General features: G+C 48.9%; 9 protein-coding genes. 4 read left to right on the forward strand and 5 right to left on the reverse strand.

Annotated elements, in window-relative coordinates; all coding sequences use genetic code 11:
* The 3 genes from ICL80_RS14605 to ICL80_RS14615 form a co-directional block, all read right to left on the reverse strand.
* Positions 1 to 1,458, reverse strand: a complete 1,458-nt coding sequence (locus tag ICL80_RS14605) for a 2-hydroxymuconic semialdehyde dehydrogenase (protein ID WP_194213471.1) — start codon at positions 1,456 to 1,458, stop codon at positions 1 to 3.
* Positions 1,459 to 1,471: 13 nt separating this feature from the next.
* Positions 1,472 to 1,672 carry a 4-oxalocrotonate tautomerase gene (locus tag ICL80_RS14610; protein ID WP_194213472.1) on the reverse strand — a complete coding sequence of 67 codons (201 nt, stop codon included), beginning with the start codon at positions 1,670 to 1,672 and terminating at the stop codon, positions 1,472 to 1,474.
* A gap of 607 nt (positions 1,673 to 2,279) precedes the next feature.
* Complete coding sequence (locus tag ICL80_RS14615) at positions 2,280 to 2,963, reverse strand: GntR family transcriptional regulator (protein ID WP_194213473.1); 684 nt, start codon at positions 2,961 to 2,963, stop codon at positions 2,280 to 2,282.
* Positions 2,964 to 3,384: 421 nt separating this feature from the next.
* On the opposite strand from ICL80_RS14615, the gene ICL80_RS14620 reads away from it, so the two are divergent.
* On the forward strand, positions 3,385 to 5,529 hold the full coding sequence (locus tag ICL80_RS14620) for a PQQ-dependent dehydrogenase, methanol/ethanol family (RefSeq protein WP_194213474.1): 2,145 nt from the start codon (positions 3,385 to 3,387) through the stop codon (positions 5,527 to 5,529).
* A 69-nt stretch (positions 5,530 to 5,598) separates the two neighbouring features.
* On the forward strand, positions 5,599 to 7,782 hold the full coding sequence (locus ICL80_RS14625) for a PQQ-dependent dehydrogenase, methanol/ethanol family (RefSeq protein WP_194213475.1): 2,184 nt from the start codon (positions 5,599 to 5,601) through the stop codon (positions 7,780 to 7,782).
* Positions 7,783 to 8,007: 225 nt separating this feature from the next.
* On the opposite strand, the gene ICL80_RS14630 is transcribed toward ICL80_RS14625, so the two are convergent.
* Positions 8,008 to 9,951: a pyrroloquinoline quinone-dependent dehydrogenase gene (locus tag ICL80_RS14630; protein ID WP_194213476.1), complete on the reverse strand. Its 1,944-nt coding sequence runs from the start codon at positions 9,949 to 9,951 to the stop codon at positions 8,008 to 8,010.
* Positions 9,952 to 10,065: 114 nt separating this feature from the next.
* On the opposite strand from ICL80_RS14630, the gene ICL80_RS14635 reads away from it, so the two are divergent.
* Together ICL80_RS14635 and ICL80_RS14640 are read left to right on the forward strand one after the other, a co-directional pair.
* Positions 10,066 to 10,911: an HAD-IIB family hydrolase gene (locus ICL80_RS14635; RefSeq protein ID WP_228073579.1), complete on the forward strand. Its 846-nt coding sequence runs from the start codon at positions 10,066 to 10,068 to the stop codon at positions 10,909 to 10,911.
* 27 nt (positions 10,912 to 10,938) lie between these two features.
* On the forward strand, positions 10,939 to 12,159 hold the full coding sequence (locus ICL80_RS14640; RefSeq protein WP_194213477.1) for a glycosyltransferase family protein: 1,221 nt from the start codon (positions 10,939 to 10,941) through the stop codon (positions 12,157 to 12,159).
* A gap of 4 nt (positions 12,160 to 12,163) precedes the next feature.
* On the opposite strand, the gene ICL80_RS14645 is transcribed toward ICL80_RS14640, so the two are convergent.
* Entirely contained in the window at positions 12,164 to 13,909 is a 1,746-nt protein-coding gene (locus ICL80_RS14645; RefSeq protein WP_194213478.1) for a sugar phosphorylase, read from the reverse strand.
* Positions 13,910 to 14,166: the final 257 nt, after the last annotated feature.

Below are 14,166 nucleotides of genomic sequence, written 5' to 3' on the forward strand. Positions count from 1 at the left end.
CTATAGCTTTACGCAGATATTAACTGGTTCTGAATAAAAATTAATCGAATGGATGCCGCCTTCGCGGCCAATCCCTGACATTTTTGTACCACCAAACGGTGTTCTCAGGTCTCGTAGGAACCAGCAGTTAACCCAATTAATACCAGCTTCAATTTGGCCTGCCACACGGTGTGCACATGTCAGATTAGTGGTCCAAATAGAGGAGGCAAGGCCATATTCCGTATCATTGGCCATTGCCACCGCTTCTTCTTCTGTATCAAAAGGAGCAATGTGAGCTATTGGGCCAAAAATTTCTTCCTTCACACACCGGGCTGTTTCTGGCAGGCCGGTAATGATTGTTGGTTGAACATAATATCCATTATCACGCTCATCACCAAATTTTGGAACACCGCCACCCGTCACAACTGTAGCGCCTTCTTCAACAGCAAGCTTGTAATAGGAAAGCACTTTATCGCGGTGCTCGGCAGAAACAAGCGGCCCAAAGTTTGTCTCAGCATCTTGCGGTAAGCCAATATGCATGGCCTCGGCTTTTTCTTTCATTGCCTGTACAAACCGGTCAAAGATCGGGCGTTCAACATACACCCTTTCCGTAGCAAGACACACTTGCCCGGTATTAGCAAAAATCGCACGGCCAATACCTTCTACTGCGGCATCAAAATCTGCATCGGCAAAAACAATACCAGGGTTCTTGCCGCCCATCTCAAAGGAAAGTGCTTTAACGGTTTCCGATGCAGCCCTCATAATAGCTGAACCAGTACGTGTTTCCCCCGTGAAGGTGATAGCATCAACACCGGGATGGCTTGTCAAAAACTCTCCAGCGGAATCAGGGCCAAAGCCATGAACAAGGTTAAAGACACCATCTGGAATACCGGCTTCCTTGATTACTTCAGCAAGTAGTGTTGCTGTCGACGGAGTTTCTTCTGACGGTTTTACAATAATCGTATTACCGCAAGCCAGCGCAGGAGCAACCTTCCATGTCATAAGAAGTAATGGTAAATTCCACGGTGATATAATGGCAATAACACCAAGCGGCTTTCTAACAGAATAATTGATCGCCCCACGCCCATCTGGCGTATCCATTTCAAATGTCTCAGTCGAGACATTAGCGATACCATCAGCAAACACACGGAAGTTTGCCGCGCCGCGAGGAATATCAATATGACTTGCAAGACTCACAGGCTTACCTGTGTCGGCAACTTCTGCCGCCAAAAACTCATCAAAGCGGGCTTCAATAAGGTCGGCGACTTTCCCTAAAAGGGCGCGCCTCTTCTGCAATGGCATACTGCCCCATTCGCCCTTCAGGGCTGTACGTGCGGCACTTACTGCCCTGTCGACCAAAGCCTTATCAGCCTCAAATGCCTCAGCATGTGCGGTTCCTGTAACCGGGTTGTAAATATCAAATGTCGAACCTGTTGTAACAAACTCACCTGCAACAAAGTTTTTAAGCTGCTTTTTCATACAAGGCCCACTCTTACTTCTTATTCTGATTATTTTGAGATTTAGGAACACCGGCAGTTCCCCAATGACTTGCCGGAATTTCGTTAATCAATACCCGGATAGCTTCCCGCGAAGCCCCGATAGAATGCTCAACAGCATCTGTCACTTCTGCAATCAACCGGGCCTTTGCAGCATCATCGCGCCCTTCAAGTATTGATATATTTACGATGGGCATATTCTTCTCCAGTTCCCAAACATATTCCCCACTGCCATCACAGGGCCTTCATACAGGCTTTAAAACCATCAACGAGGCGACCCCTGCCTTAAAGCAGTCAATATTAAATCTGTATCCACTTTATTACGATTTTCGATTTTTTAGCAACCTTCAATAAACAATTTTATCTAACCACGCCCACACTTTTAAATGTTTGGCAAAATTAATGCCCAATCAGAAAAAAAGCGCAGTCAAGTCAGCTTATGATTGACTGCGCCGCAGTTGGGGACATTACTCATACTATCCAAACGAACCGCAACACTGCGGCACTACTCGTAACAAATTGAAATACTCATATTTCTGAAACAATGCGTCATCATACAAGTATCACACAAACCAAAGGCACTCACACAAAGCCAGCACCCCTGAAAAGCAGCAGAGAAAATATAAAATTTATATTTATTCACTGACACTTCAGCTTTATTAGCTTAATGCAGACATAAATGTCAATTAATTTCGAAATTTTTTGAATTTTGACCTAATGCACAAATGCATACGGCACAGAAACAGGTGCTTTGCTCCCAGCACATAAAGCCCCAGAAGGCTATGAAAAGCAGAATGATTATATTTAGGTGTTAAGGCTTAGTGTCTTTTTCACGGCGTCTGTGGTTCTGCGCAAATGAAGCTCTGTCAATTTACAGGCTTTCAAGACATTCCCTTGCATAACAGCTTCATAGATAGCTTCATGCTCATCATGAACACTGCGTTCGCTTTGAACATTCACTATAGAAATACGCCGATACCGTTCTGATTGCTGATACAGCGTCTGCAACATGCGAATCATCCAGGGGGAGCCACAACACGAAACCATTGTCTCATGGAATGTTCGGTTCGCTTCTTCCCATTCAGGCACTAAATCGCGGTGACGACCATCAAGCTTACTTTCAATACTGGAGAGCGCATCATAAGACTGCTTCAAGCGCTCGCGCCAAGCATCATCACCGTTTTCGATTGAAAGCTGTAAGGCTTCCGTTTCCAGAAGGCTGCGGACATAGGTAATATCTATCATTTCATCGAGTGAAAGTGGTGCAACCCAAAAGCCACGCTGGCCCTCTGTTATAACAAGCGCATCACCAATCAGGCGCGCAAGCGCTTCCCGAAGCGGGCTCATGCCAATATCATACTTCTGGCAAAGCACATTCAGGCGCAGCTTTTCACTCGCACCTAATTCACCCCGAATAATATCACGTCGTATTTTTTGGTATGCGAAATCAGCAAGTGTTTTGCTAACTTTTGTATCCAGCTTATTCATTCCCGATATCCACCCTGACAACTTCCCATCAATCAGACTAGCTTGATACCACCCATAGCACAAGCCCGGCGCAGGAGACAGGCCCTGCAAGCCTTATCTGCCAAGCCTTAGCAGAATCTCCAATTTCTGCGGCTGACTATAGGATGATAAATAAAAATGTCATTATAAAACACTGAAAATCAGGCTTTTAAGACGTGGCAGTGTGTGAATCTCATCACGGCAAAATCACTGAAAAACACAAGTTTGCCTTGCTCTCTCGAAATAAATATCGTAATTATTTCGAATATATGTTCGGATTATAGCGAATATCTGCTAATTTTCGGTTAAATTTCGCCTAAAACTCCCTTAGCTTTAATAAAATATCGAAATTATTAACAAAAACTAGCCACCCTGCACTACAACAACAAGGCCTGAACCATTCATGAAACGTTCCTTTTATACACGGTTCAATTGTTTTAGAACCATAGCAGTTATAGTGTTTTTAAGCTTGCTGGCAGTTTCAGCCTTTATTCTATTAAGGCCCCATCCGGTACAGTATGGCATCCCTACCAGCGAAAAGTCTTATCTCTCACCAGACCAAAATAGCGCTGACTGGCCCTTACACGATGGCCCATTCAATAGCACACGTTATTCAAGGTTAGACACCCTTAATACAGAGAGCATTACAGACCTTGGCCTTGCATGGGCATTTGGTGATTACTTGATACGAGGGCGTGTAGCTCGCGGCAATGAAACCACCCCGCTTGTAATAAATGACATTATGTATATTAGCGGCCCATGGAGCACGGTTTACGCGCTCAATGCCAAAACGGGATCCCTTATATGGGACTATGACCCTAATGTTGATGGCAACTGGATGCGCAACACTTGCTGTGACGCAGTTAACCGCGGAGTGGCTTTTGCAAATGGCAAGGTGTTCATAGGCACGCTTGATGGTTACCTTGACACGCTTGACGCCGCAACAGGTAAGCTTATACGCCGCACAGACACCTTGATTGACCGTACCCGCGCCTATTCAATTACCGGTGCGCCCCGTATTGCCGGTAATCTTGTCGTTATCGGAAACGGCGGCGCTGAAATGGGTGTCAGGGGCTATGTAACAGCCTATGACATAGAAACAGGCAAACAGGCTTGGCGTTTTTATACCGTACCCGGTGACCCAGCAAAGCCTGACGAAAACCCAGAACTGGCTGCAGCCCGCAAAACATGGGCTACAAATAGCCGGTGGGATATTGGCGGCGGCGGTACTGTTTGGGATTCAATGACTTATGACCCCGACCTGAACCTGCTTTATATAGGTGTTGGTAACGGCTCACCGTGGCCTGTATGGCTCAGAAGTCCCGGCGGCGGTGATAATCTCTATCTTTCATCTATTGTCGCCCTAGATGCCAGCACAGGCCGCATGAAATGGCATTACCAAACCACCCCCGCCGATAGCTGGGACTATACAGCCACCCAGAATATGATACTAGCCGATCTGGACATAAACGGCCGCGCCCGCAAGGTGATTATGCAGGCGCCCAAAAATGGTTTCTTTTATATTTTGGACCGCGAAACCGGTGAACTGCTGTCTGCTGAGAAATATACCCATGTTACTTGGGCTGACAAAATTGACATGGCGACCGGCAGGCCAGTGATGAACCCCACGGCAAATTACAGTCAGACCAGCCAAACCATATGGCCATCAACAGCAGGCGGCCATAATTGGCAGCCCATGGCCTACAGCCTGGACACAAAACTGGTATATATCCCCGTGCTTGAGTTACCCATGACATTTTCGCAAGAAAAACAACTAACCTATCAGGCTGCGACCGCGCTTGTCGGTGCCCAGGCAAGCCCGCCGCGTCCCGGCACACCAGCAGCCGAAGGGGTTTTTCAAAGCATCCTCACCGCGTGGGACCCTGTTGCCCAAAAAGCTGTATGGAAATCCGAGCCACGACCATGGTGGAGTGGAGGGGTGCTAACCACATCGGGCAACCTTGTCATTCAGGGAACGGCTGATGGCTACCTTATCGCCAGAAATGCGCAAACCGGCAAAATTATAAAAGAAATATTCCTTGGTGTTGGTATTATTGCCGCCCCTATAACCTATGAAATAGACGGTATACAGTATCTTGCCGTCGCAACCGGCTTTGGCGGCGGCATCAAGCGCTACCTGCCCGGCGTTGCAGCACTGGAATATGAAAACAAGACCCAGTTACTGGTGTTTAAGCTGGCTGGCGGTGACATACCCATTCCGCCCCGTTTGGTGCCGGATGCTATACAGCCCCTACCACCAATGCCAAAAGTAACAACAGAAACCCTTACTAAGGGCCGCGATCTATTCATGCTAAACTGTGGTAAATGTCATGCTTTCCGGGGTGCTGAAAACGGCTACCCCAATCTATGGAATATGGCCCCACACACCCTTGAAGCATTTGATGAAATTGTATTGAACGGCGCATATGCATACAGCGGTATGCCGCAGTTTAATGACATTATGTCAGCCGCTGATACTGCCGCATTGCGGGCTTTCATCATCAATGATCAACATAGTGTGCACCAAAGCGCACCGCAGCCACATTAAAAAACAACCTCAATGGGACATGCCTCATGCACTGCAATAAATGGACAGCGAAGGAAAGAGAGACATGAAATGATCATAAAAACACCACGCCCACAATATTGGCGTACGGTACCACTGCTAGCAGCTATGGCTGTTAGTGCGGCCCTTGCAGGTTGCGGTGAACAGGAAAAAGCGCCCACAACAAATGCAGCGCAAACCACTGTGGAATGGGCTACAGTAGGCGGCACGGAAATGGCACAGCGCCACAGCCCCCTAGCCCAAATCAACAAAGACACAGTCACGGACCTAGGCCTTGCCTGGAAATTTGATGACTTTATTGTACGCGGCCGGGTTCACCGCGGCAACCAAGGCACCCCGCTAGTGGTAGACGGTGTGATGTATTTCACAGGGCCTTGGAGTGTGGTTTATGCGGTTGATGCCGTAAGCGGCAAAGAACTATGGGTTTATGATCCAGAGGTTGAGGGCGGCTGGGCACGCAAGACCTGCTGTGATGTAAACAACAAAGGCGCCGCCATTGAAGGTGATACCCTGTTTGTCGGCGTGGTTGACGGCTACCTTGATGCCGTTGACATTAAAACCGGGGAGCGTAAATGGCGGACGGACACCCTAATAGACCGTACACGAAGCTATTCTGTAACCGGGGCACCCGCACTGGCAAATGGCAACGTGATTATCAGCCACGGTGGCAGCGATATGGATATTCGCGGTTATATTTCTGCTTATAACCAGAAAACCGGCGCGCTTGTGTGGCGCTTTTATACCGTTCCGGGTGACCCTGCGATAAACGGCGATGAAACACCCGATATTACCCTCGCCCGTGAAACATGGGGCGACCAAGCCCGGTGGGACCTTGGTCTTGGCGGCGGCGCGTATGACAGCATTGTTTATGATCCAGAGCTGGATATTGTCTATGCTGGCACTAGTAACGGCGTTCCACACCCCACATGGCTGCGGGATCCCGTGAATGAAGGCGACAACCTTTATCTTTCGTCCATCGTGGCGATTGATAATAAAACCGGTCGCCGGGTTTGGCATTACCAAACCACCCCGGGCGATAGTTGGGATTTTGGCTCCACCCAGAATATGATCATGGCAACGCTGAATATCGAAGGCAAAGACCGTAAGGTGATTATGCAGGCACCGAAGAACGGCTTCTATTATGTGATTGACCGTGCAACAGGCGAGCTGCTCTCTGCCGACAAATTCACTACTGTTACATGGGCCACCCATGTTGATATGGCAACTGGCAAACCTGTGCTGGATGAACGGCTTGATTTCCGCGATGAAGCAACCATCATCTGGCCGTCTGTATCCGGTGCTCATAACTGGCAGCCCATGGCATACAGCCCGGTAACTGGCCTGACATATATTCCTGCACTAGAAGCGCCAATGAAATATGTGGCCTACAGCAAGGTTGACTATAAACCCGGTAGCCTGAACGAAGGCAAAGGCCCACCATTAATGCCCCCGTTCGCAGATGAAGGCGATGATAAACTGGCAGGCGTGAATGATTTTGCCCCGCGTATGGAAAGCGTTTTGAAAGCATGGGACCCGGTCGCCCAAAAAGTGGTGTGGCAATCAAAGCCCCAAACATGGTGGTCAGGCGGTATTCTTTCCACCGAAGCCGGCCTGATTATGCAGGGCGCTGTTGATGGTATCTTCCGGGTATATGATGCCGCCACCGGAGCCGTTCTAAAAGAAATCAACACCGGCATTGCCATGCTCGCGCCGCCCATGACCTATATGATAGACGGCATACAATATGTTGCAGTGCTCGGCGGGCTAGGCGGTTCTGAAAGCGCATACTTCCCAGACGAATCCGCTGCCAAAAAATATGAAAACCCCGAAACCCTGTTTGTGTTCAAGCTGGGTGGTACTGATGTAACCATGCCACCCGCTAAAACATGGCCCGCAGAAGAACCCCTGCCCGCCATGACCACCGCGAGCGCAGAGGTGATCGCACGCGGGGAAGAACTGTTTTTTGAAAATGGTAACTGCGCGCGGTGCCATTCTTACCGGGGCTCTGAAGGATCATACCCGAACCTGTGGAACATGGCCCCAGCCACCCATGAGAATTTTAAAAATATCCTCTTGGGCGGGGCCTATTCATACGCGGGCATGGCAAGCTTTGCTGACCTTCTGAGCGAAGAAGACGCTGAAGCCATCCATGCCTTCCTTATTGCAGATGCCCATGCACTGCGCACTGAAGGAGCGGTTGAAGGCGAAGTTCGCTTTAAAGAAAAAGCCCACTAAACGGGGTTTAACACAATCAAAACACAAAAGCCGGGGCATTGCCTCGGCTTTTTTTATTGCCTATCACGGATGCATCCCACCCAATATGGGTACTGGGGCCAACCTCGATATAACACCGCGAAACGCACAATAAAAAAACCGCCACCCCACATAGGCAGGATAGCGGTGACTATTTGTGCATAAGTAGGCATGCCCACCTGAATGGGCATTCCCTGAAATTAAAGCTTATTTCGGCAAAGCATAAGCAACCAGCGCATCAGATAGGTTGTCATACAGCCGCGCCACGCCGCCTGCTGTTGTGACGACAAACTGCCGCCCCCCTGCCATATAGGTCATCGGAACTGAAGGCCCCGCAGCAGGCAAGCCGTCTGACCAAAGTATTTCGCCTGTTTTTGTATCAAAAGCACGGATTTTTTCGTCCATTGTTGCCGCGATGAAGGTAAGGCCGCCTGCTGTAGTGATCGGGCCACCCACGTTTGCAGACCCCCAGCCTAAAAATTCTGGCAAATTCACACCAAAGCGCCGTGCCTGCCCCAGTGGCACCTGCCAGTTTTTCTTACCGGTATCCATATCAAGGGCCGTAAGTGTACCCCACGCAGGCTTGCCGCACGGTATACCAAGCGGGGAGAGGAACACTTCACCCTGAAAATAATAATTGGTGCCCACAAGCGGCCTGCTGGAGAAGGTCGAAGCCGTTTCCTCTGGCATTTCATTTTGTGGAGTCAGGGTTAAAATCATGGGCAAATTCTGCGATTTAACAATCAACTGATTTGTGGTGGGGTCATAACTAGCCCCGCCCCAGTTGCCGCCACCAAACGGCCCCGGACTTGCGATTGCACCCTTTTTGCTCGGCGGGGTATACATGCCTTTATAGTGCAGCGTATCGAACTTATCTTCGCACCATGCTTTATCAAAAGGGGTAAGGCCCCACATATCTTCCCGGGTTACACCTTGCAAGGCAAAGGGTTCAATCCCTTGCGGCACCGGCTGTGTGGGTGATGTTTTTTCACCCGGCACCGTAGACTGCGGCACAGGCACTTCTTCAATAGGCCAGATAGCTTCCCCGGTGACACGGTCAAACACAAAAACCCAGCCCATTTTGGTTTGTAGAATAGCTACATCACGGGGCTTGCCGTCTTTCTGGATTGTAACCAGCAAGGGGTGCGCGCCGTTATCATAATCAAACACATCATGATGCACGGTCTGGAAAGACCATTTCACTGCGCCGGTTTTGGCATCCACCGCAACCAAAGCACTTGTCAGCGGCATATCCATTTCTGCCCGTGTACCGCCAAAATAATCTGGTGAAGGGCTCGTTGTTGGCAGGAATACGAGGCCGTTTTTCTCGTCAGCAACAATCGGCGCCCACACATTACCCGCGCCTGTTTGATCACGGTATTGCTCCGGAATAGGGTTAAAGTCCCAGACCATATCGCCTGTGCGCACATCATATGCCCGCACAATACCATCATTGGCATTGGCATTGCTATCATTCGCTCCAGAAGCACCAATCACCAAATCACCCACCACACCGGGCGGTGTCGCAGTACCCCGGTAATTGTCTGACCCGTTTACATTATAATCCCAGTTTGTAACATAGCCCGGGTGGCCTTTTGCTGCGCCAAAATCCTTACAAGCTTTGCCTGTATCCGCATCAACCGCGAACAGATGACCATAGTTATCGTTTCGGAAAATACGCTTCTGGCACGGTTCCCCCGCCACCTTTTCTTTTGCTTCCCAGTAAGAAACACCACGGCAATAAGCCGGGAACTTTTTCTGAGTGATCAAAGGCTCGCCAGTTTCTTCCTGCACAGCGTGGGGGTCAAACACCCATTTTTCTTTACCTGTTGCCGGGTCTAACGAAAAAATACGGTTCAACGGTGTACAATAATAAATACTGCCATTGGCATGAATGGGGTGTACTTCATACCCGGTAGAAAAGCGTTTATCTTTTGCAACAATCAAATCACCTGAGTGATGCACCCAGGCAACTTCAAGGTCATCAACATTCTTGGTCGTGATTTGGTCAAGGGGGGAATACTGGCTGCCGCCGTAGCTGCCTCCAAAAAGCGGCCACTGGGTATCCCCCGCCTCAGCCAAACCTGCTGCCCCATTCAACATGATTAAAAATGGAACCAGTATAAGATGCCATAAACCCATTTTCTTCATGCTCAATCCCATCATAGTTTCGCTGCGGTACATAATTTCGAAATTTATAGTCGCTTTACAAAGTAAGGTCCAGAAAATTCCGAACATATGTTCGTGTAAATTTAAACATAAATTTTGACAGACCCGGCAAACCCCGTAAACTACGATCGTATGACAGTACCTCTTGTGATATTTTCTGATCTAGATGGCACACTGCTTGACCATGAAACTTACGGGTTTGAGGCTGCTAAACCTGCCTTTGAAATCCTAAAGGCACGCGGCATTCCCCTTGTGCTTGCCAGCAGTAAAACTGCCGTTGAAATAGCCACCCTTCGAGAAAAAATGGGCTTCACCCATTGCCCCGCGATTATTGAAAACGGCAGTGGTTTATTACCCGCTGGCCCCTTTGACACCAAAAGCATTGACCAAACCGTATACAAAAAACTGAGAAATACCGTGCAGGCCTTGCCGCCCCATCTGCGTAGGCTTTACCAAGGCTTTGGCGATTGGACGGTTGCTGAGATTACGGCAAAAACCGGCCTACCCACCCACGAAGCACAACAGGCATCAAAGCGGCAGTTCTCTGAACCTGGTCTATGGTCAGGCACCGAAAAGGAACTGGCTTCCTTTATTCAACATTTAACCAACCATAATATTTCCGCCCGGCATGGCGGCAGGTTCCTCACCTTGTCATATGGGGGAACAAAAGGTGTGAAAATGGGGCAAATACTTGACAGATACACAACGGATACAACACGCCCGCCGTCGCTTGCGCTAGGCGACGCACCTAATGATATTGAAATGCTGGAAGCCGCTGACATCGGGGTTATTATAAAAAATCCGCACGGCACTAAAATTGCGCCTCTGCAAGGCGAGCAAACCGGCACCATAAGGCGGTCAGATAAACCCGGGCCGGAAGGCTGGGCTTATTCTGTGTTATCAATACTTCACGAAATGAATTTATACTCTTATAAAGCATAGGAACAGTATTGAGCGGAGGGCGAAAGCATGGCAGATTTTCACCAAAATGGCAATGTAGCAACCCTACATAACCTTCATTCTGTAAAGCCTGAAAAACTGGAACGGGAGCTGGAAATATTTTCCAAAACCCGCAAGATTACATTAATTTTGCCTTCGCTGTTTTCCGAGCTTGAAGGTGTTGCCCTTAAAAACATTCTCGATGAGCTTTCCAAAGTGAAGTTCATTAGCCACATTGTGATTGGGCTAGACCGCGCCAATGAAGCTGAATATCGCTTTGCCAAAAAATATTTTGCCCGCCTGCCGCAAAAGCACAGCGTGCTGTGGAATGATGGCCCCAGAATGAAAGCCGTGAGTGACCGGCTCGAAAAAGCGGGTCTATCACCCATAGAAGCGGGTAAAGGTCGCAATGTATGGTTTTGCATTGGCTACACTCTGGCACAGCAAAACAGCGCCGTTGTTGCTTTGCACGACTGCGATATACTTACCTATTCAAAAGAAATGCTAGCCCGCCTTGTATACCCCGTGGCAAACCCCGGCTTTTCCTATCAGTTTTGTAAAGGCTTTTACCCACGTCTTGCAGACGGCAAAATGAACGGTAGGGTTACAAGGCTTCTTGTTACCCCGTTACTAATGGCGCTGAAACGCACAATTGGTGACCGTAATTACCTTAGCTACTTGCGCTCGTTCCGCTACCCACTTGCAGGCGAATTTGCCATGCGTACCCAGATTTTGCCAGACATGCGCATCCCCTCAGACTGGGGGCTGGAGATCGGCGTGCTATCTGAAGTGTGGCGCAACCTCAGTGAAAAGGCCGTGTGTCAGGTTGAAATTGCAGATGCATACGACCATAAGCACCAACCGCTCTCAGAAGAAGACGCCACAAAAGGGCTATCCCGCATGTCGATAGATATCTGCAAAGCGCTTTTTAGAAAACTCGCAACAGATGGCACCATTTTCAGCCACGAAACCTTTAGAACGCTCAAGGCAACCTATTACCGTATCGCCCTTGATATGATCGAAACATACTATAACGATGCCGTTATGAACGGCCTGCGCGTAGACCGGCATACAGAAGAACGCACCGTAGAGCTATTTGCCTCCAACATTGTTGAAGCAGGCATTACTTTTCTTGAAAACCCAATGGAAACCCCGTTCATCGCGAACTGGAGCCGGGTTCAATCTGCCGACCCAGACCTAATGCGCGACATGATAGAGGCTGTGAAAGAAGACAACCGCGACTTTGCCTAAAAACCTAGTTACGGTTGGTAATCCAGCGGCACTGATAGGGGGCAAAAACGATATCGCCGCTATCAGCGGCAATCTTTTCACCTGTTAGCAGGTCATACCAGTTTTCGCCGCCAATCAGGTTAATAGACACAGCCGACACCAGAACCTCCTCCCTGCTCACATTATGCAGCGCAAAAATAGACTGGTCACGGTTCATGCTTTGCCGCCAGAAGGCAAATATTTTATCCCCAAGCTGCATGGTAAACTGTGTTGCATTAGGGTGAAACGCAGGCTGTTTCCGGCGGATCGCCATACGCCCTTTAAGGGCGGCATATACTCTCGCCTGCATGCTAGAGGCATCATCCAGCTTTTCACGGAGTTCAGGATAGTCCCACCGGTGCCGGTTTATTGCCCGGTTGTGGTTTGATTTTTCCACCCCTTCATAGTCATTTGGGGTAGCAACAAGAGAGTGGATATAAAAAGCGGGGATCCCCTCAAGTGCCATCATAATGGTTTGACTACACAGGAACCGCTCCATCTGAAACGCATCCACCCCTTCAACCGTGCCTTTCATGGCTTCGAAAAAAGTGATATTCAACTCGTACGGTCGCTCTGTCCCATCTGGCAGCGAACGCATGCTCACAAGCCCGCCAAAGGATTTAACCGCCCCAATTACGCTATCTATCTCAGCCTCAGATAGCAGGCCCTCTGCCGGGCGCATCCCAATACCGTCATGCGACGCGGTAAAGTTCAGGTAAGCACAGCCAAGCTGCGCAGGTGGCATGGCCATTTGCCAGCGAATAAGGTGCTGCGAGGTACCCGTCAGCAGCGCATGCAAGATCAGGGGCGGCAGCGAAAAGTTATAAATCGCATGGGCTTCATTCCTGTTCCCAAAATAAGAAAGGTTTTCCGCATTTGGCACATTGGTTTCGGTCAGCAGCACCACTTCTTCATCGGTATAATCAAGCAGCAGGCGCATGAGCCGCACAACAGCATGGGTTTCAGGTAAATGAACGCAGTTTGTGCCAATTTCCTTCCACAGGAAGGCCACTGCATCAAGCCGTAAAATACGCACACCATTATCAATATGCAGCCGCATGATGCGCAAAAACTCTACCAGCACATCTGGGTTTTTAAAGTTGAGGTCCACCTGATCATGGCTAAAGGTACACCACACATGACGCGGGCCATTCTTTGTTTCAACTTTACGAAGAAGCGGGCTTGTGCGCGGCCTAACCACTTCGCTCAGGTCATCTGAAGGCAATGCTTCATAGAAAAACCTGTCATATGGTTCATGGCCTTGCAGATAGTCATTAAACCAGTTGCTCTGGCTTGATACATGGTTCAGCACCAGATCAGACATAAGCTTAAATTCGCCTGCAATACGGTTAATGTCTTCCCAGTCACCCAGCAATCCGTTCACGGCGCAGTAATCCGTTACGGCAAAACCATCATCAGATGTGTAGGGGAAAAACGGCAATATATGAACACCGCTGACCATGTCAGTTAGATAACGTTTCAAGAAATCGTGTAACAGATCAAGGGGCTTGTAGGTACCATCAACCACCGAATTACCGTAGGTTATGACCAGAATATCATCTTCTGACCACAAGCTGTTTCCCGGCAAGCGTTCAGGCACCATCTGCTCAAGCCCCATGGGCCAAAATGTCTGCACAATCCTGTCGATCAGTTGCCCTGTGTTTTCATCAGGGTATATCTGCTCGATTAGCGTACTCAGTTTCACCTCAAAGTTTGCGTATCCATTATCCATGGGCATGGTACCTGTGATCATTTAAACTGGGTGGAAACGGGCCTACATGCCCTCTCATCTGCGCCCCCAAAACAGGCACAGTGAACACTTCTGGCAATTAGCTTCATGACAAAATTACCCAAAAAGTAACCATGTCACATAAGAATCATTAAACTAGAGATAAAAAATTGTCAAAGCAACCAAATGACTTAGAGACACTTTACCAGCGAAAGTGAGGCTTTATTGCACCCGTACGGGGCAAAATAACACGCGCGCGA

The sequence above is a fragment of the Kordiimonas pumila genome, assembly GCF_015240255.1.
Classification (GTDB): domain Bacteria; phylum Pseudomonadota; class Alphaproteobacteria; order Sphingomonadales; family Kordiimonadaceae; genus Kordiimonas; species Kordiimonas pumila.